Source organism: Sphingomonas sp. JC676, from assembly GCF_014489075.1.
GTDB lineage: Bacteria > Pseudomonadota > Alphaproteobacteria > Sphingomonadales > Sphingomonadaceae > Sphingomonas.
In genome coordinates this window covers 419,140-442,315 of sequence record NZ_JACTGR010000003.1, presented here as the reverse complement: position 1 = coordinate 442,315, position 23,176 = coordinate 419,140, and the positions used below count along the sequence as shown (strand labels likewise).

Sequence of the window (23,176 nt, the reverse complement as noted above, 5' to 3'; positions counted from 1 at the left end):
GGGCTATTAATGGTTTCGGGCGGCGGTTTGTGCCAGACCCCGGCCATGCTGCGCGCCCTCGGAGTGATTCTCGTCCTCGTGCTCGCGCTGGCGGGCTGGTGCTATCTCAACATCCTGGCCGATCCGATCGTACGGCGCGCGACCATCGCGGTCCCCGGCTGGCCGGCCGGTGCTGCGCCGCTGCGCGTGGCGCTGATCAGCGACGTGCATGTCCAGGGCCCCGACATGCCGCCCGAACGCGTCGCGCGGATCGTCGAACAGGTGAATGCCCAGCATCCCGACATCGTCCTCCTCGCAGGCGATTTCGTTGGCGATCGGGTGCTGGGTACGCGCGACTATTCGGATGCCGAGATCGCCGCGCCGCTCGCCCGGCTCTCCGCGCCGCTCGGCGTCTATGCGGTACTCGGCAACCATGATTACACATACCGGGGCATTCCGCGGATGTGGGAGGCGCTCGAACGGGTTGGCATCCGCGTTCTCGACAATCGCGTGCAACACGTGGGCGTACTGACGCTGGCGGGTATCGGCGACGTGCATTCGGGCCATGCCGCCGTCCCCGCCGTGGTGCTCGCCGCCGCCCGGATGCCCGGGCCGATCCTGGCGTTCATGCACAGCCCCGACGTGATTCCGCGCCTGCCGTCGCAATTCGGCGTGGTCTTGGCGGGACACACGCATTGCGGCCAGATCGTACTGCCCTGGTACGGCCAGCTCGCGAGCGCGTCGCGCTATGGCGACCGCTATCGCTGCGGGGTGATCCACGAAAGCGGTCGCACGATCGTGGTAGGCGCGGGCTGGGGCACCAGCATCGTGCCTTTCCGACTCGGGGCGCCGCCCGACTGGTGGCTGGTTACTGTTGGCCCTGCGCAGGCGCTGGCGAAGGTCCGTGCAGCACGCTAGGATTGGCGCTCCACCCGATGGAGTTCCCCATTATATGAAGCTCGTCCTGACCGCGGTAGCGCTTGCCTGCCTGGCCCCTGTCGCCGCACTCGCCCAGACTGCGCCTGCGCCCGCAACCGCCCCGGCCGCCACGCCGGCTCCTGCCGCGGCTGCGTCTACGGCGAAGTTCAACCTCGACACGCCGATCGAGACGATCGTGGCCGACGAGAAAGCGAAGGCCGTGCTCGCCACCAGCCTGGGCGCCGATGTGACCGCAAATCCTGCTTATGAGAGCTTCAAGGCGATGAGCCTGCGCCAGGTGCAGCCCTTCGCGCCGGACAAGCTGACCGACGAGCTGCTCAAGAAGGTCGAGACCGACCTCGCCGCGATCAAGTGATGCGAAAAGGGCCGGGGTGATCCCCGGCCCTTTCTAAATTCAACCCTTGCGGCTGGCCTCGAACAGAAACCAGGCGCGCTCTTCGGCCTGGTCTGTCCATTCGTCGACGATGCCGCTGGTGGCATTGTCGCCGGCCGCCTCGGCGGCTTCCTTGACCACGCGGAAGCTCTCGACGAGCTTGAGATTATCGTCGCGCAGCTCGGACAGCATGTCGCCCGGCGCGACATAATCCGCATCATTGTCGGTCAGCGTCTGGTGGCGCGAGATGTCGCCGATCGACCGTAGTGTGACGTTGCCGGTCTTGCGCACGCGCTCGGCGATCGCATCGGTGACGCCGTAGATCTGCGTCGCCTGGTCGTCCATCAGCAGGTGATAGTCGCGGAAATGCGGGCCCGACACGTGCCAGTGGAAATTCTTGGTCTTGAGATAGAGCGCGAAGCAATCTGCCAGCGCGCTGTTCAGCGCATCGGCGACGCTCTTGGTGTCATTGCGGTTGAGGTCGGTGGGCGTCTGGAGCGCCGCGGTCTTGTCTGCCATCTTTCGTCCTCCGGAAATCGATTCGTGGGGTCAACGAACGCCATATAGTGCCGGGTCCGTGCCCGCACATCGGATTTATGCCGATGACGGTGATCGATTCGGCGACGTTTCAGAGCAGCCGAACCGCGCCCAGGCCGATCCAGGCGCCGGCGATCAGGAAGAGGATGGCGGAGCCGATCCGCAGCCAGCCGAAGCGAATCGCCATCCATTGCTTTTCGCCGAGAACCGCCGCGACGAACGCCACCGCGAAGGCGCCGATCGTCGCGCCTGCCGCCGCGAGCCAGGGCAGGCCGCGCACCGAAATCGCCAGCGTGAAGAATTGCGTCCGCTCGCCGAACGCGAGGATAAGCACGCCCAGCAGCGGGGTGAGGACCGCGCCCAGCCGCCAGCGCTCCAGCCGGTCGGGCGCTTTGACCGGCCAGATCCCGCCCACCCCGCCGAAGACGAGCGCGACCGCGAGGAACAGCGCTTGCGCATTGGGGGTCATCATCGGCGCGATCGCCATGCCGGCGGCAGCGGCCGCGCCGTTGCCGATCGCATGCGCAAGCCCGGCGGCCAGCGCGACGAGGATCGGGCGGCGGAAACGATCCGACAGAATCGCCGTGAGCGCCGCGGGACGCTCGCCGAGCTGGGTCAAGACGGCCAAAAGGAAGGCCGGGACGATCGCTTCCATGTGCCTCCCCTGTGCGGAGCCGAGCTTGGCCCAGGCACGGTTAAGGCCGCGTCAAGCGGCTCGCGCCTTGACTTTTGCGGCGGACTCGCGCAGGTGCCCCCGTCTGGAAGCGGTGCGCCTCGCGTGCCGCTCTTTCTTTTTAGCAGATTCAAGGGTTTCGGGTCATGGCCAAGCCGACCACTGTCAAGATCAAGCTCGTCAGCACGGCGGACACGGGTTTCTTCTACGTCACGAAGAAGAATCCGCGCACCCAGACCGAGAAGTTCTCGTTCCGCAAGTACGACCCCGTCGTGCGCAAGCATGTCGAGTTCAAGGAAGCGAAGATTAAGTAAGTCGGGCGCAGCCTGACTTACTATATCCCCGCGAAAGCGGGGACCGCTTTCAACGAAGCCCCAGGCCTTATGGCTGTGGGGCTTCTTCTGTGCCCGGCTCCGTGTCCGCCGCGGCTTCGGCGGGCAGCAACGCGCGGACTTCTTCCATGAAGCGCGCCAGCGAGATCGGCTTGGAGACATAGGCATTCGCGCCGGCAGCGCGGATGCGCTCCTCGTCCTCATGCCCGGCATAGGCGGTGACCGCCATAATCGGGATCGAACGCAGATCGACGTCGAGCTTCATCTGCTGGATCAGCTCGTAGCCACTGACATGCGGCAGCTGGATATCCATGATCGCGAGGTCGGGCTCGAACGCGCGTGCGGCGGCAACGGCGTCGCGCCCGTCCTTCACCGGCTCGGTGGTGAAGCCGTGCGCACGCAGCAAATCGCAGAACAGCTTCAGATTGAGTTCGTTGTCCTCGACAACGAGCACCCTTTTTGCCACGCGCTCTACCCTATGCTTTCGGAGACTCTCTAGGCGATGGCGGCGTCGGAAACAAATGCCGCGGCGCTGGCGCTGCAGGCGCTCGCCTGGACTCTGACCGATTCGCAGCGCGCGAGCCGGCTGCTCGATCTGACCGGACTCGACCCCGCGTCGCTTCGGGCGCGGGCGGGCGAGGCATCGCTGCTCGCCGCGACGCTCGGCTTTCTCGAAGCATATGAGCCCGATCTGCTCGCCTGCGCCGACGCGCTGGAGGTGAAGCCGGCCGCGCTCGTCGCCGCACGCATGGAACTGGAACGCGCATGAAGCCGCTGCTGATCACCGATTGCGACGAAGTGCTGCTCCACATGGTGCGCCATTTCGGCGTCTGGCTCGACGAGGAGCACGCGATCGATTTCGCGCCGAACGGCGGCGAGTTCGCCAATTCGATGCGTCGCCGCCACGATCAGAGCCTGGTCGGGAGCGCGGAGATGTGGGGGCTGCTCGACGGCTTCTTCCCCGACGAGATGGACCGCCAGACGCTGGTGCCGCATGCCCGCGAAGCGCTGGCGGCGCTTGCCGAGGAGGCCGAGATCGTCGTGCTCACCAATCTGGGCGATCATTGCCGCACGCACCGGATCGCGCAGCTCGCAGCACACGGCATCGCGCATCGGGTCGAGTGCAACCAGGGCGGCAAGGGCGCGCCGGTGGCGAGGCTGGTCGAGGAGTTCGGCGCGCCGGTCACGGTGTTCGTCGACGATCTTGCCGTCCACCACGAATCGGTGGCCAAGCATGCGCCGGGCGTGTTCCGCCTCCACATGATCGCCGAGCCCAGCCTGGCGCCCAGCGTGCCGCCTGCGCCTTATGCCCATGCCCGAATCGACGATTGGCGCGAGGCGCAGGGCTGGATCGCGGCGCGCTTCGCCGCGGGCGTGCCCGCCGGGGCTTGACCGTCCCCGCCGCGAGTGGTTGATCCGCTCGCATGACCACCGCCATCGATCGCAAGCTGGAAGAGCTCGGCCTCTCCCTTCCCGAAGCCGCCGCCCCCGTGGCCGCCTATGTTCCTGCCGTCGAGGCGGCCGGGCTGCTCCACATCTCCGGGCAGCTGCCGTTCAAGGACGGTGCGCTGATGACCGGGCGGCTGGGTGATGGACGCGATCTCGAATTCGGCGCCGAAGCGGCGCAGCGCTGCGCGCTGATGCTCGTCGCGCAGATCAAGAAGGCGCTCGACGGCGATCTCTCGCGCGTCGTGCGGATCGTGAAGCTGGGCGTGTTCGTCAATTCCGCCACCGATTTCACCGACCAGCCCAAGGTCGCCAACGGCGCGTCCGAGCTGATGCAGGCGCTGTTCGGCGAGGACGGGCGTCATGCCCGCAGCGCCGTGGGCGTGCCGACACTGCCACTCGGCGCCGCAGTGGAAGTGGACGCAATCGTCGCAGTCCGCTGACCGCCCAAGGGCATTCGGCTCCTGTTGCGGCCCAGCAACAGTTTCTTACGATCCTGTCATAGAACAGCAATTTTCATTGTGCGTCGCAGCGTAATTCGGCATTGATGGCGCGTCGAATGAAAGCTGCCCCGGCCATCGAGCCACATAGATGCAGCGTCGGACGACGGCAGGTGGGGACCCTTTAGGAATTTATTGAAAGGGATTCCATGCGCTTCTCGATGATCAGCTTTGGCGCGCTTTTGCTCGCCTCCACCGCGCCCGCAATGGCGCAAGACGAAACGGCGCCCGCGCCCGCGATCACGATCAATGGCAGCGCGACTGTAGTCAGCGACTACAAGTTCCGCGGCATTTCGCAGACCGACGGCAATTTCGCGGTCCAGGGCGGCATCACCGTCAGCCACGAATCGGGCTTCTATGTCTCGGTCTGGGGTTCGTCGGTCGATGACTATGTGACTGCCCATGGCAGCGCGCACCAAGAAATCGACCTGATCGGCGGCTTCAAGAAGACGTTCGGCGGCGCGACATTCGACGTCGGTGCGCTCTATTATGTCTATCCGGGCACGCGTGCCTCGGGTGACAACAGCGCGTCCGACTTCATCGAGCCCTATGCCTCGATCTCGTATGCGATCGGCCCGGTTACCGCCAAGGGCACGGTCAACTATGCGCCGAAGCAGAAGGCGCTCGCGCTCGATCAGGGTGCCTCGAACACGCTGAAGAAGAACGACAACGTCTATATCGCCGGTGATCTCTCGGGCGCCATTCCGGGCGTGCCGCTGGGCCTGACCGCCCATCTCGGCCACACCTTCGGCCCGAGCTGGCTGTCGATCGGCAAGGAATATACCGATTGGAGCGTGGGTGCGACCTACACCTACAAGGCGCTGACCTTCGGCGTTTCCTATGTCGACACCGACGGCGACTTCATCACCCCGACCGGCAAGAATGCCAGCAAGGGTGGCGTGCTCGGCTCGATCGGCGTCAGCTTCTAAGCCAAGTCGGCCATAACAGGCCAAAGAAAAGGGCCGGTCCGCAGAGTGCGGGCCGGCCCTTTTCCGTATCGGATGATCCGCGTCGCTTATTGCGGCGTGCTGGTGGCCGGCGGAGTCGCCGCGGGACCGGGACCGGGAGCGGGAGCGGGAGCAGCGGCGCCCGGCGCGCTGGCGCGAGCGTCGCGGCCATCGCCTTCGGGCGCGGCGACGATGTCGCGCGTGGTGCTGCCCTTGTCGACGACGTTGGTCGAGGGGCTGCCCGCGGTGGTGCGCGCACCGGCATCGGCACCGGTACGGCCGGCGGCGTCGAGCGTCGCATTCTCGGACGCGCTGCGCGCAGCCGATCCGCCGAACAGCGCATCGAGCGCCTGGTTCGAGGGCGAGGTATCCTGCGGGCGCGGGGCACCGGGCTGGGGCGGGACGAGCGCGAAATCGGGCGGAATCACCAGCGGCGCCTGGCGCGCGACGGCGAATTCATCGGGACGCGCGCGGTCATAGCCCTTCTTGCCGCAGGCGGAGAGCGTGGCCACGAGCGCGACGCCCGCCGCAAGGGTGATAAGCTTACGCATTGACTTCATTCTCCAGAGGGGCCGGCGACTTGGCCGTCTTATCGCGCACGAACAGGGCGCGGATCAACAGGATCAGCACGCCGATGGTAATCGCCGCATCGGCGACATTGAAGACCAAAAAGGGACGCCAATTGCCGAAGTGCAGATCGGCGAAATCGACGACATAGCCGAGGCGCGTGCGATCGAGAATGTTGCCCAGCGCACCGCCCAGCACCATGCCGAGGGCGAGCACGTCGGGCCGCTTCTTCTCGCGCAGCATCCACCACAGCACGCCCGCCGCAATCGCGCCGGTCATCGCCACGAGCAGCCAGCGCATCGTCGCGCCGCTCGCGGGCAGCAGCCCCAGCGACACGCCGACATTCTTGACGAAGCGCAGGTCGAAGATCGGCAGGATCGTCAGCGACGCATCCTGCACGTTCAGCCCCAGCGGGCCGGTCACATAATATTTGGCGAACTGGTCCAGCAGGAACACCAGCACCGCCACGCCAAGGCCGATCCAACGCGTCATATTCACTTGCCCACAACTCCGGCGCAGCGGTCGCACAGCATCCCGTCTTCCGCAACTTCGGGAAGATGGCGCCAGCATCGACCGCATTTGTGGCGCTGGGTGGGCGTCACCGTGATCGCGTCGCCTTTCGTCACCGAGGAGACGATGAACAATTCGGCGAGGTCGGCGCCCGACATCGGCAATTTGGGCACGGTGACTTCGGCCTCGAGGCTGGAACGGACCTGCTTCTCGCGGCGATAGGGCTCGATCGCCTCGGTCACTGCCTGGCGCAGCGCGCGGACTTCGGCCCAGTCGGCGGTAAGGGCACCGCCCAGCGCGGGGAGCACCGGCCATTCGAGCATATGGACCGATTCGTCCTCGTTCGGGAAACGCGTCTGCCAGACTTCCTCGGCGGTGAAGGCGAGGATCGGCGCGGCGTAGCGGACCAGCGCGTGGAACAGGATGTCGAGCACGGTGCGATAGGCGCGCCGCTTCGGATCCGTGGGCGCATCGCAATAGAGCGAGTCCTTGCGGATATCGAAGAAGAAGGCCGACAAATCCTCATTGGCGAAATCGGTCAGTGCGCGGCTGTAGCGGTTGAACTCGAAATCGTTCGCGGCGGCCTTCAGCTCGGCGTCGAGTTCGGCGAGCTTGTGGAGGATGTAGCGCTCCAGCTCGGGCATCTGCGCGACGGGCAGCTTCTCGCCGTCGTCAAAGCCTTCGAGCGCGCCGAGCAGGTAGCGGAAGGTGTTGCGCAACTTGCGATAGGTGTCGCCGGTGCCGGCAAGCACTTCCTTGCCGATGCGGACGTCCTCGAAATAATCGGTCTGCGCGACCCAGAGGCGCAGGATGTCCGCGCCGCTCTCCCCGATGATCTTGAGCGGATCGACGACATTGCCCAGCGACTTGGACATTTTCCGGCCATTGCCGTCGAGCGCGAAGCCGTGGGTCAGCACCGCGTCATAGGGCGCGCGGCCGCGCGTGCCGGAGGATTCGAGCAGCGATGACTGGAACCAGCCGCGATGCTGGTCGGAGCCTTCGAGATACAGGTTCGCGCGGACGCCCTCGCCATAGCGCTGCTCGATCACGAAGCTGTGGGTCGAGCCCGAATCGAACCAGACGTCGAGAATGTCGGTGATCACCTCGTAATCGGCGAGCGCATAGTCGGGGCCGAGGAAGGCCTGGTGGTCCGCCTGGAACCAGGCATCGGCGCCGCCGTCGCGGAAGGCGTCGAGGATGCGCGCATTGACCGCCGGATCGCGGAGGTAATCACCGGTCCTGCGGTTGACGTAGAGCGCGATCGGCACGCCCCAGGCACGCTGGCGGCTGATCACCCAGTCGGGGCGACCCTCCACCATCGAACGGATGCGGTTGATCGAGCGCTCGGGCACCCATCGGGTACGCTCGATCGCGTCGAGCGCGATGCCGCGCAAGGTGGGGCCGTTGCCCCTCGCTTCAGGGGAGAGGGGCAGCGTCTCATCAACCGCGTCGCCCAAAGCCAGATCAGCCAAGTTGCGGTCGCTTGTCGCGCTGCGGTCCATCGGGATGAACCATTGCGGGGTGGCGCGGAAGATGATCTTCGCCTTGGAACGCCAGCTGTGCGGATAGCTATGCGCAAAATCCTCGGTCGCGGCGAGCAGCGCGCCGGCCTCGCGGAGGTCGGAGCAGATCGGGCCGTCGGGCGCGACGAACTTCTTGTTGATCACGCTGCCCTGGCCGCCGAGCCACAGCCAGTCGGGGCGATAGAAGCCCGCGCCGTCGACTGCGAACACCGGATCGATCCCGTGCGCCTTGCACAGCAGGAAATCGTCCTCACCATGGTCCGGCGCCATATGGACGAGGCCGGTACCGGCATCGGTGGTGACGAAGCTGGAGCCGTCGAGGAACGGACGCGGCTTGGCGAAGAAACCGCCGAGCTTGTGCATCGGGTGGCGGGCGACCGCGCCGGCGAGGTTTGTGCCGGGGAAATCGTTGATGGTGATCCAGTCACCACGGACGCGCGAGACAAACGCGTTGAATAGATTGCTGGCGATCAGGAAACGTGGCCCGGTGCCATCCGCTGCCTGGACCAGATCATATTCAATCTCAGCCCCATAGGCCAAAGCCTGGTTCACCGGGATCGTCCAGGGCGTGGTCGTCCAGATCACCGCATGCGCGCCGACCAGCTCGGGCGCATTTGGCGCCTCGACGATCTCGAACGCGACGTCGATCTGGGTCGACACCACATCCTCATATTCCACCTCGGCCTCGGCCAATGCGGTCTTCTCGACGGGCGACCACATCACCGGCTTGGCGCCGCGATAGAGCTGTCCACTCTCGGCGAACTTGAGCAGCTCGCCGGCGATGATCGCCTCGCTCTCGAACTTCATCGTGAGATAGGGATCGTCCCAGTCGCCCATCACCCCCAGCCGCTCGAACTGGGCGCGCTGCACGGCGACCCATTTCTCGGCATAAGCGCGGCATTCGGCGCGGAAGGCGACGGGGTCGACCTCGTCCTTGTTGAGCTTCTTGGCGCGATACGCCTCCTCGACCTTCCACTCGATCGGCAGGCCGTGGCAGTCCCAGCCGGGCACATAGGGCGCGTCCTTGCCCATCAGGGACTGCGAGCGCACCACGATGTCCTTGAGGATCTTGTTCATCGCGTGGCCCATGTGAATATCGCCATTCGCATAAGGCGGACCGTCGTGGAGCAGGAAGCGCTCGCGACCCGCGCGGGCCTCGCGCAGCTTCTCGTAGAGGCCTATCTGCGCCCAGCGCTCCAGGATAGCCGGTTCCTTTTGGGCAAGGCCGGCCTTCATGGGGAAATCGGTCTTCGGCAGGAAGACGGTGTCGCGGTAGTCGATAGGTTCGCTCATGGGTGCGCGGGGGATTAGAGGATGGCTTGCCGACATGCAAAGCCGATGTTGTTAGGGATTGGTTAGGCACGATTGGGCGGAACGACGAGGGAGGCCCGCGCGTCGAACTGCCATGAAACCGCAAGCATTTGGCAAGGGATACCCCCAGGAAGGCGACGCGATCGCCGATCTGGCCCGGCAGTACCTGCTGGAGCCCGGGCTGCGCGGCGTCGAGCGGGTCGAGGCGCTTATCGACCGCGCGGAGAGTGATTCGCGCTGGGACGATATGAGCATGTGGCATCGGGTGCGGTTCCGCCTGCTGCGGTTCAAGCGCGAACAGGCCGTGGCGCGGCGGTTGGGCTGCCACGTGGCGCACTAGGCAGAATCGATCTCCCACTTCGTCAGCCCGGAACAAGTCCGGTGTGACGAGAAGGGCAGATAGATAGCGATTCGCTTTAGCCGCGAAGCAACGCGCGCGCCTTCGCCGCATCGGCGTCCATCTGGACCTTCAGCGCATCGAGATCGTCGAACTTCGCCTCGGGCCGCAGATAGTCGATCAACGAGACCTCGATCGTCTGGCCATAGAGATCGCCGTCGAAATCGAAGAAATAGCTTTCGAGCAATTCCACCGGCGGATCGAAGCTGGGACGGATGCCCAGATTGGCGACGCCGTCCAGGATGCGCCCGTCGGCAAGACGCCCGCGCACCGCATAGATGCCGTAGGCGGGGCGCAGATAATGGGCGAGGGACATGTTCGCTGTAGGATAGCCGAGCTGGCGCCCGAGCTTGCCACCGTGCTCGACCACGCCTTCGATCGCGAAAGGGCGGGTGAGCAACGTCGCGGCGTCGCGCGGGCGCCCGGCCTTCAGATGCTCGCGGATGCGGCTGGAGGAGACGGTCTCGCCACCCAGCCCCACGGGCGGCACCGCGACCGCGGTGAAGCCGAGCTCGTCGCCCAGTGCGACGAGCCTTGCGACATCGCCCTCGCGGCCCTTGCCGAAGGTGAAGTCGATGCCGGTCACCACGCCGCCGACGCCGAATGCCTCGACCAGCCGCTCGGCGGCGAAGGCATGCGCGCTGAGGCTCGCCAGCGTGGCGTCGAAGGGGAAGACCAGCATGGCATCGACGCCGGCCGCCGCGAACAGGCGCTGGCGCTGGTCGAGCGTGGTCAAGCGGAAATGATCGGCGTCAGGCTTGAAATAGCGGCGCGGATGCGGATCGAAGGTGCCGACGATCGCCGGGCGCCCAGCGGCGTGCGCGTCCGCCACCGCGCGGCCGACCACCGCCTGGTGGCCCAGATGAAACCCATCGAAATTACCAAGCGCGACGATCGCACCCCGGAAGGGAGGCGGAACCGCCGAGCCGCCGTCCAGCCGCTGCATGCATGGGGCTATGGGCGAGGCGAACGGCGCAATCAATCCTCCCCGAGCTTGCTGGGGGAGGGGGACCGCCGCGAAGCGGTGGTGGAGGGGCGGCGCGGAACGCGCCCGGTTCACCGGCGCACCCCTCCACCAGCCTGCGGCTAGTCCCGCTCCCGGAGACGAGCTCGGGGAGGATTTTTAAGGCTTCGCCACGATCCCCGCCCGGATCACCCGCAGCACATTGCCGCCCATCACCTTGCGGATCTCGTCCTGGCTGAAACCGCGATCGACCAGCGCCTGGGTCACTTCGACCAGCTGAGACGAATCGAAGCCGGTGGTCACCGCGCCGTCGAAGTCCGATCCCAGGCCGACATAATTCACGCCGACCAAATCGCGGACATGCGCGATGGCGTCGGCGACCGCCGAAGGAGCGGTCGAGCAGACCGCGGCGTCCCAATAGCCGATGCCGATCACCCCGCCGGTGCGGGCGATGCCCTTGATCTCCGCGTCGGTGAGGTTGCGGTTGACCTTGCAGGTCGCCTGAACGCCGCCATGGCTGGAGACCACCGGGCGCTTCGCCATCGCCAGCACCTGCGCGACCGTGGCGTGGCTCGAATGCGCGATATCGACGATCATGCCGAGCGCCTCCATTCGGCGCACGACCTGCTGCCCGAGCGGCGTCAGCCCGCCCTTCTTGATGCCGTGCATCGATCCGGCGACCTGGTTGTCGAAGAAGTGCGCGAGCCCCGCCATGCGGAAGCCGGCGGTGTGGAGCCTGTCGAGATTGCCGATCTGGCCCTCGAGATCCTGGAGCCCCTCGACCGAGAGCATGCCGCCGACGACCTTCTGGCCCTTGGCGCGGTCCGCCAGCAGCCGGTCGAGATCGGCCGGGGTGTGGATCACGCGGAGATGGCCGTCGGACTTCTGCGCGGCGCGATCAAGCTTCTCGGCATGCCAGAGCGAGCGCTGGAGCAGCGAGCCCCAGGTGCGCGGCGGCTGGAGCTGAGCGATGGCGAGCAGCGTGATATTGTCGGTATCGTCGCCATTGGCGTCGTAATTCTGGCCCTTCGGCGTCTTGGTCACCGACGAGAAGATTTGGAGCGCGACATTGCCCTCGATCAGCCGCGGCAGGTCGATCTGGCCGCGCCCGGCACGGTCGAGCAGGCTCCTGCGCCACATCAGCGTGTCGGCATGCATGTCGGCGATCTGCAGTTTGGCGTGGAGCGCCTGGGTCTGCGCGGTCACCTTGGGGAGATTGCTCTTCTCCACCTTGTTCATGCTCGATTCGACATAGCCGGGCGCGATGCCGAAAAAACCGATCGCTCCCAGCACCAGGACGATGACCAGCCCCCACAATATCTTCTTTCTCATTGCCCCCGCTCCAATGTGACGAAGCTGTAGGCGGGACGCCCCGCTTCGCTCTGATGATCCTCGCGCGCAGTTTCGCGCCAGCCTGCGCCGAATGCGGGGACGGTGGCGTCGCCCTCGGCTTGGATATGGACTTCGGTGAGTTCGATCCGGTCGGCGCGGTCGAGCAACAGCGCGAACACCTCCGCACCGCCGATCACCGCCGCGTCGTCGCCCGCCAGCGCCAGCGCCTTTTCCGGCGTATGCGCGACTTCGGCGCCCGCGGCCTGCCAGCTCCGGTCGCGGGTCAGCACGATATGCCGGCGGCCGGGGAGGGGCGCGGGAAAGCTCTCGAAGGTCTTGCGCCCCATGATCATCGGCTTGCCCATGGTCTGCGCCTTGAAACGCTTGAGGTCGGCCGGCAGATGCCAAGGAAGCTTGCCCTCGCGCCCGATCACGCCGTTATCGGCTCGCGCGAGGTGGAAGCTGATCAAACCGCCACCGGTGCCTTGATATGCGCCTGGGGGGCGTAATCATGGATCGCGAAATCCTCATATTCATAGGCGTCGATCGACGGCGCCTTGCGGAGGATCTCGAGGCGGGGCAGCGGGCCGGGTTCGCGCGCCAGTTGTTCGCGGGCCTGCTCCAGATGGTTCGAATAGAGGTGGCAGTCGCCGCCGGTCCAGATGAACTCGCCAGGCTCAAGGCCGGCCTGCTGGGCGAGCAGCATCGTCAGCAGCGCGTAGCTGGCGATGTTGAACGGCACGCCCAGAAAGATATCGGCCGAGCGCTGGTAGAGTTGGAGGCTCAGCCTGCCGTTCGCGACATGCGTCTGGAACAGACAGTGGCAGGGTGCCAGCGCCATGGCGTGGAGTTCGCCGGGGTTCCAGGCCGAGACGATCTGCCGGCGCGAGCCGGGATTATTGCGGATCGTCTCGAGCAATTCGGCGATCTGGTCGATCTCCCTGCCGTCGGCGGTCTCCCAATGGCGCCACTGTTTGCCATAGACCGGGCCGAGCTCGCCCGCCTCGTCGGCCCATTCGTTCCAGATGCTCACCTTGCGCTCCTGGAGCCAGCGGACATTGGTGTCGCCGCGCAGGAACCAGAGCAGTTCGACGATGATCGAGCGCAGGTGCAGCTTCTTGGTGGTGAGGACCGGGAAGCCCTCGGCCAGGTCGAAGCGCATCTGGTGGCCGAATACCGAAAGCGTGCCGGTGCCGGTGCGGTCCATCGTCTCCGCGCCCTGGTGGAGCGCGCGGGCCATCAAGTCGAGATATTGACGCATGCGCGAAGCCTAGCTGCCTCGCGCGTTCGCGCCAAGCGCCGGACTTTGCTCCGTTGTGGACAAACCCGGCTCCGGATCGGACGAGGATGGGCTTCGGGCGAAGCGACGGCGATGCCACCCTTCGCGGCGATGATGTTGCCCAAACCTGCCGCGCCGCCGCGCCGCATCGCCGATCCGGATGCGGCGGGCGCGCTGTTCGCGGACCTGGCGCGGGAGGCGGCCGAAGTGGCGGCGTTCGCCTATCTGGCCGGCGATCAAAGGCTGCTCGGGCTCCGTCGCGCCGGGAGAGGGGCGATCGACCGGATCGAGCTGCCGATTCGCGCGATCGTGGCGGACGTGCTCGCGCTCGATGCGTTCGCGGTGGTGATGGCGCATAACCATCCTAGCGGCGATCCGACACCGAGCGCCGCTGACCGCGAGGTTACGCACTTGCTGGCGCGCGCGCTCGATCCGCTCGGCGTCAGGCTGATCGACCATCTGGTGATCGCCGCGGGCGGCATCACCAGCTTTCGCCTACTCGGACTGCTTTGACTGGGTCGCCATCGCCGCCGGCGTGGCGGTCTTGCCGGTGCGGCAGGCGCGGATCGCGCTCGGCTCGGGGCGCTCGCCCTCGGCCTTGAAAATTGCGAGATAACCGCCCGCCGACGGCATCGGCCGCATCGCCACCAGCGCATAGCCGACCGCGGCGAACTCGCATTTGAGCAATTCGGGCGGGGTGCCGTGATGCTCGGTCGGGCGGTTGGCATCGACCACCACCACCTGGCCGTCGGGCGTCAGCGAGGGGCGCAGCCGCCACAGAAACTCATAGGGCGATTCGATCTCGTGATACATGTGGACCATCAGCACGCGGTGGAAGCTGGCCTCGGGCAGCCGCGGATCGGCGGGGAGGCCGAGGCGCACGCTGACATTGTTGAGCCGCTCGCGCACCACACGCGTCGCCAGCTTCTCGATCGTATCCGGAACGATGTCCTCGGCAACCACGCGCCCCTTGTCGCCGACGCGCTGGGCCAGGCGGATCGTGTAATAGCCTTCGCCGGCGCCGATATCGGCAACGGTCATGCCCGGCTGGATCCTTGCGAGGTTCATCACCTGGCCGGCCTCGTTGAGCCGGTCGCGCGCTTCCTCGGTCGACCAGCGCGCCGAGACGATCGTCGCCACGGGCCGGTCGGCGGCGGGGAAGCCGGTATGCGGCTCCTGCTTCGCGTCGCGCGTCGCGATGGGCCCACCGTCGCACGCCGCCAGCAGCAGCGTCGCGGCAATCCCCAGCGCCCGCGCGATCCGGATCAATCGACATCCTCCACTTCGACGGTCTCGCCGGTCACCCGCTGCGACAGCGCCGCCGCCATGAACGGATCGAGCGCGCCGTCGAGCACGTCGCCCGGCGCGGTCGAGGTCACGCCGGTGCGCAGGTCCTTCACCAGCTGGTACGGCTGGAGGACATAAGAGCGGATCTGGTGGCCCCAGCCGATATCGGTCTTGGTCGCGTTCTGCGCGTCCGCCACCGCCTCGCGTTCGGCGAGCTCGCGCTCGTAGAGGCGGGCGCGGAGCTGGTTATAGGCCTCGGCCTTGTTCTTGTGCTGCGAGCGCTGGTTCTGGCACTGGACGACGATGCCGGTGGGGAGGTGGGTGATGCGCACCGCCGAATCGGTCGTGTTGATGTGCTGGCCGCCCGCGCCCGAGGCGCGATAGGTGTCGATGCGCAGCTCGCTCTCGTTGATCTCGATGTCGATATTGTCGTCGATCACCGGATAGACCCACACGCTCGAGAAGCTGGTGTGGCGCCGCGCCGCGCTGTCATAGGGCGAGATGCGGACGAGGCGGTGCACGCCGCTCTCGGTCTTCGCGTAACCGTAAGCGTTCTCGCCCTTGATCAGCAGGGTCGCCGACTTGATCCCGGCCTGCTCGCCGGCGTGATAGTCGATCAGCTCGACCTTCATGCCGTGGCGCTCGGCCCAGCGCGTGTACATGCGCTGGAGCATGCCCGCCCAGTCCTGGCTCTCGGTGCCGCCGGCGCCCGAGTTGATCTCGATATAGGTGTCGTTGGGGTCGGCCTCGCCCGAGAGCAATGCCTTGACCTTGTCGGTGTCGGCGCGCGCGGCGAGCGCGGCGAGCGCCGCGGTGCCTTCGCTCGCCATCTCCTCGTCGCCCTCGGCCTCGGCCATCTCGATCAGCTCGGCGGTGTCACTGAGCTCGGTCTCGATCGCGCGGGTCGCGCCGATCGCCTCGTCGAGCCGGCGGCGTTCGCGCATGACGTCCTGCGCCGCCTTCGCGTCGTTCCACAAAGTCGGGTCCTCGACCCGCGCATTCAGTTCGTCGAGCCGGCGCAGCGCGCGGTCCCAATCGAGCGACCGGCGCAACAGCGCCAGCGCATCGTTGATCTTGTCGGCATGGGCCTGCGCTTCGGCGCGCATCTTCTACTCTCCAAACAAACGCGTTCGCCCAACAAGGGCACGGCATCAAGATAGGGACGGAGGCGCGGCGCTAGTAGATTCCGCCCTCACGTTGCAAGAAATCGCTGTCGCCCGGGCTTTCCGCCTGGGGTGCGGTCTTCTTCTCGACCGCCTTGGCATCGGCCTGGACCGCGTCGCTTTCGCGGCGACGGCGCTGCGGCTCGCTCTCGGGCTTGAACGCTTCCCAGATCACTGACGAAAGCGGATCGTTGCCGGGCCAGGCGCCATAGACGGGCTTGCCGCTGGCGCGATCGATGCGGACCATGCGGATGCCGGCGGGCGCGGTGAAGGGGACCTTCTCCAGATCCTTGTACGCGGGGATCGCAAATTCCTTGAAGATCGGCGCCGCCATCGTGCCGCCCTGGGCGTAACCGCCCAGGTTGGTCGGGCTGTCATAGCCCATGTACAGGCCGGCGAGCATCTGCGGGCTGCCGCCGACGAACCACACATCGGTGGGCCCCGAGGTTGTCCCGGTCTTGCCCATCAGCGGGCGATCGAGATCGCGCAGCACGGTGGCGGTGCCGCGCTGGATCACGCCCTCAGTGATATGGACGATCTGATAGGCGCTGAGCGGATCGACGATCTGGCGCGCGCGCGGGATCGGGCGCGGCATCGACGCGCCGTTCCAATCGGGCGCGTTGCAGCCCTCGCAGGCGCGCCAATTCTCGGGCCAGATCACTTCGCCGCGGCGGTTCTGGACGAAATCGATCACGGTCGGATTGAGCGCGCGGCCATGGTTCACCAGGATCGAATAGGCGTTGACCATCCGCATCACGGTCGTCTCGCCCGCGCCCAGCGCATAAGAGAGATAGGGCGGGAACTTGCCCTTCGAAACGCCGATCCGCTGGATCATGTCGACGACGTGCGGCATGCCGGTCTGGTTGGCGGCCTGGACGGTCATCAGGTTGCGCGACTGCTCGATGCCCCAGCGCATCGTGTGCGGGCCTGCGCCGCGCATGTTGCCGAAGTTGCGGAAGCATTTCTGGCCGAGCCCCGCGCCCTGCCATACGCAGAACGGGCCATCGACGATGATCGATGCCGGGGTCATCCCCTGCTCGAGCGCGGCGGCATAGACGATCGGCTTGATTGTCGATCCCGGCTGGCGCAGCGCCTGGGTGGCGCGGTTGAACGCCTGGAGGCGCGAATCGAACCCGCCCTGCATCGCCAGCACGCGGCCGGTGCGCGGATCCTCGACCACCATGCCGCCCGAAACCTTGGGCACGTTGCGCAGCGCATAAGCGCCGCCCTCGGGCGCGACCGCGATGATGTCGCCGCGCTTGATCGCGTCGAACGCCTCGCCGCCCTGGCCGCGCACGGGCATCGTCGCCGCAGATTCGGGCAGGGTGCCCGTCGATCCGTCTTCGAAGCCGAGCTGCCAGCCGCCACCGGCCTGGTCGATTACGATCGCCGCGCGCCAATTCTCATAGTCGACGCCGATATTGGTGTTGAGCAGCGCCTGCTGCCAGCTCGACTTGATCTCCGCCCGGCCGATCGGCCCGCTCCAGCCGCGTCCGCGATCATAGCGGAGCAGGCCGTCGCGGAGCGCCTTTTGGGCATATTCCTGGAGCTTGGGATCGAGCGAGGTGCGCACCCACAGGCCACCCGAATAGACGCTATAGGGGCTGTCCTTGTCGGTTTCGCCGAACTTGTCGATCAGCTGGCGGCGGACCTCTTCCATGTAATAACCGCCGACGCGCTCGAACTTGGGCGTCTGGCGCGGGACGGTGCCGAGCGGCGCGGCGACCGCCGAATCGTGCTGGGCCTGGTCGATGAACCCGTTCTGGAGCATCTGGCCCAGCACCCAGTTGCGCCGCTCCAACGCGCGCTCGGTATGGCGCTCGGGATCGTAATTGGAGGGCCCCTTGGGCAGGATCGCCAGATAGGCCATCTGCGGTAAAGTGAGCTGGTCGAGCTCCTTGCCGAAATAGGCCTGGCTCGCCGCCTCGACCCCGCCGGCGTTGCGGCCGAGCTCGATCGAATTGAGATAGAGCTCCATGATCTGCTGCTTGGTGAGCGTATCCTCCATGCGCCAGGCGAGGATGCCCTCCTTGAGCTTGCGCATATAGCTCGTCTCGTTGCCGACGAGCAGGTTCTTGGCCACCTGTTGGGTGATGGTGGACGTGCCGCGCGGCGTTTCGCCGCTCACCACGCCCTGGAAGGCGGCGCGCACCAGGCCGGGGAAATCCAGGCCGTGATGTTCGAAGAAGGTGCGGTCCTCGGCGGCCATATAGGCCCTGACCAGCAGCGGCGGATATTCGGCATAGCTGAGCTGGACGCGCCGCTCGCGCGCATAGCTGTGGACCGGCAGGCCATCGACCGAGCGCACATAGGTGGGCAGCGGCGGCTCATACGTCCGAAGCTTGTCGATCGACGGCAGGTTGCGCGCGATGAACAGCCAGATCAGGAAGACGAACAGCCCGGCGAGCAATGCGAGCACCGCGAGCACGCGGAACCACCAGCGGCGGCGCAGGCGCGCGAAAAAGCCGTCGCCAGGCGCGCGCTTGATCTTCAGCGTTGTGATGGGAGTGTCATCGTCCGACATGCGACGCGCGGTTTAGCAAGATTCCGCCGGGATGCCAGCGGGGTAATCGGATGGCTGGCGCAGGGCTCCCTCGTTTCGTCACCGGGGGCCGGGGTGACGGATGCAGGATGATCCGCTCTACCGCGCCGCCAGCCGCGTGGCGAAATGGATCTCGACCGCCTTGCGCACGCTCTCGGCGACCTTCTTGCGGCCTTCCTCGGAAGCGAGGAACTCGGCATCGCCCGTGTTGGAGATATAGCCGGTCTCGAACAGCACCGAGGGCATGTCGGGCGCCTTCAATACCATCAGCGATGCCATGCGGTGGTAATTGGCCTTGATCGGAATGAGCGGCTGCGCCTCGCGGCCGAGCAGCCGGGCGAAGCTCGCGGACATGTTCATCGTCTCGCGCTGGGTGAGATCGATCAGGATCGACGAGATATCGGCATTCTGGGTGCCGAGATCGACGCCCGAGATGATGTCGGCCTTGTTCTCGCGCGCCGCGAGCCGCGCGGCTTCCTTGTCCGAGGCCACTTCGGAGAGCGTGTAGACAGTGGCGCCCGACGCCTCCTCGTTGCCGGCGCTGTCGCAATGCACCGAGATGAACAGGTCGGCCTTGAGCCGCCGGGCGATGCCGTAGCGCTCCTGGAGCACCAGGAAGCGGTCGTCCTCGCGGGTGAGTGCGACGCGGACCCGCCCCGAGGCGAGCAGCGCGTCCTTGATCGCGAGCGCGGTCTGGAGCGTCAAATCCTTCTCGCGCAGCGCGCCCGAGGGCGAGACCGCGCCGGGATCGTGCCCGCCATGGCCCGCGTCGATCACGACGAGCGGACGGCTTGCGTCGCCATAGACGTGCGGCAGCGCCGAGGCGGGCAGGCGCGCCGGGATCGCCATCGAGACGCTGTACGCGTGGCGCCGCGCCGGCTGGAGGAAGGTGAGCGGCGGCAGGAAGCTCAGGCGGCGCTCGGCCGCGGCGCGCGCGAAGCTGGCATCATCGACGGTGCGCAGCTGCAGGATGAGCTTGCGGCCGTCCGAGCCGAAGCTGCCCTCGGTGACGATCGCGGGGCGCGACAGGTCGAACACGATGCGCGTGCCGTCGCCGCCGCGCGCGCCCTGGCGGATCGCCGAGACCGCGCCGCCGGTGAGCGTCTTGGTGCCGGGCGTTGCACCCTGGATGTCGAGCGCGATGCGCTGCGGCCCGGCGAGGAGAAAGGCGCTGGCGTCGCGCACCGGCGTATCGAAGGTGACGACGACGCGGTCGCCCTGCACGCGCACCTGTTGGACCACGCCTGCCCAGCTCGGAGCACCGGTCAGCCAGCCGGAGAGCAGGGCGAGCAGGAAGAGCACCCGCACGCTATGCCGCGCCTGCCCGCAAAGGGTCCAGCCAAAAACCATTGAGACACTCGCGACGCCGGGAACCGAGGCTGGACGGAATAGGAGCGCGGCTTCAAGTCGCGGTTAATCGAAATGGTTAATCTTGTCCTAACTTGTTGGATCGTAGAGAGTGTGCGGCGGTATCGTACCGCTTCGACAACAAATTGCGCGAAGACGCTGTGCCGGTTGCCGCATCGTGCATGCGGTGCTACGCAGCTTGGGTTCCGGCCTTGCGCCGTAATGGTTCCGCGGCCACATTCGCCGCGACAGTTCAGGTTGACGCTCGCATGAGGCAATTTTCCCACCATCCGCATCGCCTGGCCTCGGCCGGCGGCTGGATGGCGGTGGAGCAATCGGACCGCCGGTCCGTGCGTGCCCTTGCAGCAACGGCATCTTTTGAAACCTGCGTGACCGCAGCCGGCGCCGCCGGCCAGGGCCGCATTGTATACCGCGCGCACGCGCCCCAGCTCCCTCGGGACTCAGGCCGGCGCGCCTGGAGAATAATAAATGACCATGCGTATGCTGATCGACGCACGCCACCGGGAGGAAACCCGGGTGGCCGTCGTCAAGGGAAACCGGATCGAGGAGTTTGATTTCGAGTCCGCCGAGCGCAAGCAGCTCAAAGGCAATATCTATCTAGCCAAGGTCACCCGCGTCGAGCCGTCGCTCCAGGCGGCGTTCGTCGATTACGGCGGCAATCGCCATGGCTTCCTGGCCTTCAGCGAAATCCATCCCGATTATTACCAGATCCCCAAGGAAGATCGCGACGCGCTGCTCGCTGAAGAGGCCGAGCATGCCGCGCAGGAAGCCGCGCTGCGCGACGAGGACGGCGACGACGACCATGATCACGATCATGAGGACGGTTTCGAGGTAATCGAGCCTCCGCATGACGACGAGGATGGCGAAGGCGAGGTCGAGGCTTCTGAGGGTGAGGAATCGTCCGAGGGCAATCGCGGGCGCGGTCGTGGCCGCGGCAAGCGTGGCGGCAATGGCGACGAGGCGGAGGCCCTGCGCCAGCGCCGCATGAACCTGCGCCGCCGCTACAAGATCCAGGACGTGATCCGCCGCCGCCAGGTGCTGCTGGTCCAGGTCGTCAAGGAAGAGCGCGGCAACAAGGGCGCGGCTCTCACCACCTATCTCTCGCTCGCCGGCCGCTACTGCGTGCTGATGCCCAACACCGCACATGGCGGCGGCATCTCGCGCAAGATTTCGTCGGCCGCCGATCGCAAGCGCCTCAAGGGCATCATGGCGGACCTCAAGCTGCCGCCGACGATGGGCTGCATCGTCCGCACCGCCGGCCTCCAGCGCACCAAGGTCGAGATCAAGCGCGACTTCGACTATCTCGCCCGGTTGTGGGACGGGATCCGCGAGACGACGCTGCAATCCTCGGCGCCCGCGCTCGTCTATGGCGACAGCGACCTGATCAAGCGGGCGATCCGCGACATTTATAATCGCGATATCGACGAGGTGATCGTCGAGGGCGAGGAAGGCTATCGCCAGGCCAAGGACTTCATGAAGCTCCTGATGCCCAGCCATGCCCGCAAGGTGAAGCAATATGCCGATGCGGTGCCGCTGTTCCAGCGCGCGCATGTCGAGGATCAGCTCGCCGCGATGTACCATCCGGTCGTCCAGCTGAAGTCCGGCGGCTATCTGGTGATCAATCCGACCGAGGCTCTGGTCTCGATCGACATCAACTCGGGCCGTTCGACCCGCGAGCACAATATCGAGCAGACCGCGACCCAGACCAACCTGGAAGCGGCGCAGGAAATCGCCCGCCAGCTGCGCCTGCGCGACATGGCCGGCCTCGTCGTCATCGACTTTATCGACATGGATCACGGATCCAATGTCCGTAAGGTCGAGAAGGCGATGAAAGAGGCGCTCAAGAACGATCGCGCCCGCATCCAGGTCGGCCGCATCTCGGCCTTCGGCCTGATGGAAATGAGCCGCCAGCGCCTGCGCACCGGTGTGCTCGAAGCCTCCACCCGCCAGTGCCCGCATTGCGAAGGCACCGGCCTGGTCCGCACCGCCTCGTCGGCAGGTCTCTCGGCGCTACGTCTCATCGAGGACGAGGCCGCCCGCGGCCGCGGCTCGCAGCTCACGCTGCGCGCCAGCCAGGAAGCCGCCTTCTACGTGCTCAACCGCAAGCGTTCGGAGCTCGCCGAGATCGAGGACCGCTATGGCGTGGCGATCGAAGTCGCGCCCGACGGCGAGCTCGAAGGCGCGCGCATGTCGGTCGAGGCCTCGGGCCCGCCGCCGGCGCATGCGCCTCGGATCGACCAGCTCCTCGAAGAGCCCGAAGACGATTATGTCGAGGAGATCGAGGAGGAAGAGGAAGAGCTGGAAGCCGAGGCCGAGGCTTCGGAGCGTCCGGCGCGTGCCGAGCGCGGCGAGCGTGACGAAGGCGAGGGTGAAGGCCGCGGCAAGCGCCGCCGCCGCCGTCGTGGCCGTGGCCGCCGTGGTCGTGAGGGCGATGGCAGCACCGAGGCTTCGGAGACTTCCGATTCCGAAGGCGAAGCCGCCGAGCAGGAGGAAGGCGAGGAGCGTCCCGAGGGCGAGACTCCGGAAGCGCGCGCTGATGAAGGCGAGCGTGGCCGCAAGCGCCGTCGCCGCGGTCGTCGTGGCGGTCGCCGGGGCAACACCGAGGAGGGCGTTGCCGCAGCCGAGGGCGAAGCCGAGCCGGTGAGCGATGTCGCCGAGATGGCGGAAGCCGAGCCGGTCGTCGAAGCCGAGGCTGCGCCGAAGCCCAAGCGCTCGCGCCGCAAGAAGGCCGATGTGGAAGCGCCGGCCGAGCCGGTTGCGGAAGCGGTGGTCGAAGCCCCGGTGGTCGAAGCGGTCGAGGAGCCCGCGCCGAAGCCCAAGCGTTCGCGCCGCAAGAAGGTCGACGCCGAAGCCGAAGCGCCTGTCGCCGAGGTCGAAGCCGCGCCGGCGCCCGAGCCCGAGCCGGTCGCCGTCGAGGAACCTGCGCCCAAGAAGCGCGCGAGCCGCCGCAAGGCTGCCGTCGCTGCGGAAGCCGAGACGCTGACCGCCGAGCCGGTTGCCGAAACCGCGGACGCGATCGAGCAGGATCTCGCGCCTGCCGAGACTGGCGAAGCGCCCGATGGCGAAGGTGGCGGGCCGCGCCGCGGCTGGTGGCAGCGGACCTTCGGAGCATAAGGATGCCGAGGGGAGCGCGGCTTGTTGCCGCGCGCCCCTCGCACCTTCACACCCGGTTCAGGGCCGGGCCATGAAAGCGTACGGCCAAGGAGT

The 23,176-nt window shown here is 66.7% G+C and carries 24 protein-coding genes; 10 read left to right on the top strand and 14 right to left on the bottom strand.

Annotated elements, in window-relative coordinates; genetic code table 11:
• The first annotated feature begins 45 nt into the window (after positions 1 to 45).
• Entirely contained in the window at positions 46 to 897 is an 852-nt protein-coding gene (locus tag IAG41_RS12730; RefSeq protein ID WP_187728993.1) for a metallophosphoesterase, read from the top strand.
• A gap of 34 nt (positions 898 to 931) precedes the next feature.
• Complete coding sequence (locus tag IAG41_RS12725) at positions 932 to 1,273, top strand: hypothetical protein (protein WP_187728992.1); 342 nt, start codon at positions 932 to 934, stop codon at positions 1,271 to 1,273.
• A gap of 39 nt (positions 1,274 to 1,312) precedes the next feature.
• Here IAG41_RS12725 and IAG41_RS12720 read toward each other — a convergent pair whose 3' ends face one another.
• Positions 1,313 to 1,810: a Dps family protein gene (locus tag IAG41_RS12720; protein WP_187728991.1), complete on the bottom strand. Its 498-nt coding sequence runs from the start codon at positions 1,808 to 1,810 to the stop codon at positions 1,313 to 1,315.
• A 109-nt stretch (positions 1,811 to 1,919) separates the two neighbouring features.
• Positions 1,920 to 2,483: a TMEM165/GDT1 family protein gene (locus tag IAG41_RS12715; RefSeq protein ID WP_187728990.1), complete on the bottom strand. Its 564-nt coding sequence runs from the start codon at positions 2,481 to 2,483 to the stop codon at positions 1,920 to 1,922.
• A 164-nt stretch (positions 2,484 to 2,647) separates the two neighbouring features.
• Between IAG41_RS12715 and rpmG the strand changes: the two genes are divergently transcribed.
• Positions 2,648 to 2,815, top strand: a complete 168-nt coding sequence (gene rpmG, locus IAG41_RS12710) for a 50S ribosomal protein L33 (protein ID WP_025560997.1) — start codon at positions 2,648 to 2,650, stop codon at positions 2,813 to 2,815.
• Positions 2,816 to 2,882: 67 nt separating this feature from the next.
• On the opposite strand, the gene IAG41_RS12705 is transcribed toward rpmG, so the two are convergent.
• Positions 2,883 to 3,299: a response regulator gene (locus IAG41_RS12705; RefSeq protein WP_187728989.1), complete on the bottom strand. Its 417-nt coding sequence runs from the start codon at positions 3,297 to 3,299 to the stop codon at positions 2,883 to 2,885.
• A 36-nt stretch (positions 3,300 to 3,335) separates the two neighbouring features.
• Between IAG41_RS12705 and IAG41_RS12700 the strand changes: the two genes are divergently transcribed.
• From IAG41_RS12700 to IAG41_RS12685, 4 genes are all read left to right on the top strand, one after another.
• Positions 3,336 to 3,602: a DUF3572 family protein gene (locus IAG41_RS12700; RefSeq protein WP_187728988.1), complete on the top strand. Its 267-nt coding sequence runs from the start codon at positions 3,336 to 3,338 to the stop codon at positions 3,600 to 3,602.
• Positions 3,599 to 4,225 carry an HAD family hydrolase gene (locus IAG41_RS12695; RefSeq protein ID WP_187728987.1) on the top strand — a complete coding sequence of 209 codons (627 nt, stop codon included), beginning with the start codon at positions 3,599 to 3,601 and terminating at the stop codon, positions 4,223 to 4,225. Before IAG41_RS12700 ends, IAG41_RS12695 begins: the two co-directional genes overlap by 4 nt.
• 32 nt (positions 4,226 to 4,257) lie before the next feature.
• Positions 4,258 to 4,722 (top strand): RidA family protein, encoded by a 465-nt coding sequence (locus IAG41_RS12690; RefSeq protein ID WP_187728986.1) that lies wholly within the window; start codon positions 4,258 to 4,260, stop codon positions 4,720 to 4,722.
• 206 nt (positions 4,723 to 4,928) lie between these two features.
• Entirely contained in the window at positions 4,929 to 5,708 is a 780-nt protein-coding gene (locus IAG41_RS12685) for a TorF family putative porin (RefSeq protein WP_187728985.1), read from the top strand.
• An 86-nt stretch (positions 5,709 to 5,794) separates the two neighbouring features.
• On the opposite strand, the gene IAG41_RS12680 is transcribed toward IAG41_RS12685, so the two are convergent.
• Genes IAG41_RS12680 through ileS form a run of 3 tightly spaced genes read right to left on the bottom strand, consistent with a single transcriptional unit; the run spans position 5,795 to position 9,619 of the window.
• Positions 5,795 to 6,277 carry a DUF3035 domain-containing protein gene (locus IAG41_RS12680; RefSeq protein WP_187728984.1) on the bottom strand — a complete coding sequence of 161 codons (483 nt, stop codon included), beginning with the start codon at positions 6,275 to 6,277 and terminating at the stop codon, positions 5,795 to 5,797.
• Positions 6,270 to 6,785 carry a signal peptidase II gene (gene lspA / locus IAG41_RS12675; RefSeq protein WP_187728983.1) on the bottom strand — a complete coding sequence of 172 codons (516 nt, stop codon included), beginning with the start codon at positions 6,783 to 6,785 and terminating at the stop codon, positions 6,270 to 6,272. Before lspA ends, IAG41_RS12680 begins: the two co-directional genes overlap by 8 nt.
• 2 nt (positions 6,786 to 6,787) lie before the next feature.
• On the bottom strand, positions 6,788 to 9,619 hold the full coding sequence (gene ileS / locus IAG41_RS12670) for an isoleucine--tRNA ligase (RefSeq protein WP_187728982.1): 2,832 nt from the start codon (positions 9,617 to 9,619) through the stop codon (positions 6,788 to 6,790).
• 112 nt (positions 9,620 to 9,731) lie between these two features.
• Here ileS and IAG41_RS12665 point away from each other — a divergent pair, with 112 nt between their 5' ends.
• The gene (locus tag IAG41_RS12665) at positions 9,732 to 9,977 is read left to right on the top strand and encodes a hypothetical protein (RefSeq protein ID WP_187728981.1); all 246 of its coding nucleotides are present in this window, start codon (positions 9,732 to 9,734) and stop codon (positions 9,975 to 9,977) included.
• A 76-nt stretch (positions 9,978 to 10,053) separates the two neighbouring features.
• On the opposite strand, the gene IAG41_RS12660 is transcribed toward IAG41_RS12665, so the two are convergent.
• The 4 genes from IAG41_RS12660 to IAG41_RS12645 form a co-directional block, all read right to left on the bottom strand.
• Positions 10,054 to 10,980, bottom strand: a complete 927-nt coding sequence (locus IAG41_RS12660) for a bifunctional riboflavin kinase/FAD synthetase (RefSeq protein WP_187728980.1) — start codon at positions 10,978 to 10,980, stop codon at positions 10,054 to 10,056.
• 177 nt (positions 10,981 to 11,157) lie between these two features.
• Entirely contained in the window at positions 11,158 to 12,330 is a 1,173-nt protein-coding gene (locus tag IAG41_RS12655; RefSeq protein WP_187728979.1) for a dipeptidase, read from the bottom strand.
• Entirely contained in the window at positions 12,327 to 12,800 is a 474-nt protein-coding gene (locus tag IAG41_RS12650; RefSeq protein WP_187728978.1) for a dihydrofolate reductase, read from the bottom strand. The genes IAG41_RS12655 and IAG41_RS12650 overlap by 4 nt, the downstream gene beginning before the upstream one ends.
• The gene (locus tag IAG41_RS12645) at positions 12,797 to 13,591 is read right to left on the bottom strand and encodes a thymidylate synthase (protein WP_187728977.1); all 795 of its coding nucleotides are present in this window, start codon (positions 13,589 to 13,591) and stop codon (positions 12,797 to 12,799) included. The genes IAG41_RS12650 and IAG41_RS12645 overlap by 4 nt, the downstream gene beginning before the upstream one ends.
• 111 nt (positions 13,592 to 13,702) lie before the next feature.
• On the opposite strand from IAG41_RS12645, the gene IAG41_RS12640 reads away from it, so the two are divergent.
• On the top strand, positions 13,703 to 14,122 hold the full coding sequence (locus IAG41_RS12640; protein ID WP_262408643.1) for a JAB domain-containing protein: 420 nt from the start codon (positions 13,703 to 13,705) through the stop codon (positions 14,120 to 14,122).
• Here IAG41_RS12640 and IAG41_RS12635 read toward each other — a convergent pair.
• The 4 genes from IAG41_RS12635 to IAG41_RS12620 all read right to left on the bottom strand — a co-directional run bounded on the left by IAG41_RS12635 (position 14,105) and on the right by IAG41_RS12620 (position 19,903).
• On the bottom strand, positions 14,105 to 14,878 hold the full coding sequence (locus IAG41_RS12635) for a class I SAM-dependent methyltransferase (protein ID WP_222950671.1): 774 nt from the start codon (positions 14,876 to 14,878) through the stop codon (positions 14,105 to 14,107). The genes IAG41_RS12640 and IAG41_RS12635 overlap by 18 nt on opposite strands.
• Complete coding sequence (gene prfB / locus IAG41_RS12630) at positions 14,875 to 16,002, bottom strand: peptide chain release factor 2 (RefSeq protein WP_187728976.1); 1,128 nt, start codon at positions 16,000 to 16,002, stop codon at positions 14,875 to 14,877. Before prfB ends, IAG41_RS12635 begins: the two co-directional genes overlap by 4 nt.
• Positions 16,003 to 16,072: 70 nt before the next feature.
• Positions 16,073 to 18,583, bottom strand: coding sequence for a penicillin-binding protein 1A (locus tag IAG41_RS12625; RefSeq protein WP_187728975.1), 2,511 nt, complete (start codon positions 18,581 to 18,583; stop codon positions 16,073 to 16,075).
• A gap of 117 nt (positions 18,584 to 18,700) precedes the next feature.
• Positions 18,701 to 19,903, bottom strand: coding sequence for an N-acetylmuramoyl-L-alanine amidase (locus IAG41_RS12620; RefSeq protein WP_316251153.1), 1,203 nt, complete (start codon positions 19,901 to 19,903; stop codon positions 18,701 to 18,703).
• Between the two features lie 534 nt (positions 19,904 to 20,437).
• Between IAG41_RS12620 and IAG41_RS12615 the strand changes: the two genes are divergently transcribed.
• On the top strand, positions 20,438 to 23,083 hold the full coding sequence (locus tag IAG41_RS12615; protein ID WP_262408642.1) for a ribonuclease E/G: 2,646 nt from the start codon (positions 20,438 to 20,440) through the stop codon (positions 23,081 to 23,083).
• Positions 23,084 to 23,176 lie beyond the last annotated feature (93 nt).

Coding starts and splice junctions, on each gene's coding strand:
- IAG41_RS12625 (WP_187728975.1), bottom strand. CDS start 18,583: ATGTCGGACGATGACACTCCCATCACAACGCTGAAGATCAAGCGCGCG.
- IAG41_RS12715 (WP_187728990.1), bottom strand. CDS start 2,483: ATGGAAGCGATCGTCCCGGCCTTCCTTTTGGCCGTCTTGACCCAGCTC.
- IAG41_RS12695 (WP_187728987.1), top strand. CDS start 3,599: ATGAAGCCGCTGCTGATCACCGATTGCGACGAAGTGCTGCTCCACATG.
- IAG41_RS12655 (WP_187728979.1), bottom strand. CDS start 12,330: ATGAGAAAGAAGATATTGTGGGGGCTGGTCATCGTCCTGGTGCTGGGA.
- IAG41_RS12615 (WP_262408642.1), top strand. CDS start 20,438: ATGACCATGCGTATGCTGATCGACGCACGCCACCGGGAGGAAACCCGG.
- IAG41_RS12700 (WP_187728988.1), top strand. CDS start 3,336: ATGGCGGCGTCGGAAACAAATGCCGCGGCGCTGGCGCTGCAGGCGCTC.
- lspA (WP_187728983.1), bottom strand. CDS start 6,785: ATGACGCGTTGGATCGGCCTTGGCGTGGCGGTGCTGGTGTTCCTGCTG.
- IAG41_RS12730 (WP_187728993.1), top strand. CDS start 46: ATGCTGCGCGCCCTCGGAGTGATTCTCGTCCTCGTGCTCGCGCTGGCG.
- IAG41_RS12645 (WP_187728977.1), bottom strand. CDS start 13,591: ATGCGTCAATATCTCGACTTGATGGCCCGCGCGCTCCACCAGGGCGCG.
- IAG41_RS12680 (WP_187728984.1), bottom strand. CDS start 6,277: ATGCGTAAGCTTATCACCCTTGCGGCGGGCGTCGCGCTCGTGGCCACG.
- IAG41_RS12720 (WP_187728991.1), bottom strand. CDS start 1,810: ATGGCAGACAAGACCGCGGCGCTCCAGACGCCCACCGACCTCAACCGC.
- IAG41_RS12660 (WP_187728980.1), bottom strand. CDS start 10,980: ATGCAGCGGCTGGACGGCGGCTCGGCGGTTCCGCCTCCCTTCCGGGGT.
- ileS (WP_187728982.1), bottom strand. CDS start 9,619: ATGAGCGAACCTATCGACTACCGCGACACCGTCTTCCTGCCGAAGACC.
- IAG41_RS12640 (WP_262408643.1), top strand. CDS start 13,703: ATGCCACCCTTCGCGGCGATGATGTTGCCCAAACCTGCCGCGCCGCCG.
- IAG41_RS12690 (WP_187728986.1), top strand. CDS start 4,258: ATGACCACCGCCATCGATCGCAAGCTGGAAGAGCTCGGCCTCTCCCTT.
- IAG41_RS12685 (WP_187728985.1), top strand. CDS start 4,929: ATGCGCTTCTCGATGATCAGCTTTGGCGCGCTTTTGCTCGCCTCCACC.
- prfB (WP_187728976.1), bottom strand. CDS start 16,002: ATGCGCGCCGAAGCGCAGGCCCATGCCGACAAGATCAACGATGCGCTG.
- rpmG (WP_025560997.1), top strand. CDS start 2,648: ATGGCCAAGCCGACCACTGTCAAGATCAAGCTCGTCAGCACGGCGGAC.
- IAG41_RS12665 (WP_187728981.1), top strand. CDS start 9,732: ATGAAACCGCAAGCATTTGGCAAGGGATACCCCCAGGAAGGCGACGCG.
- IAG41_RS12725 (WP_187728992.1), top strand. CDS start 932: ATGAAGCTCGTCCTGACCGCGGTAGCGCTTGCCTGCCTGGCCCCTGTC.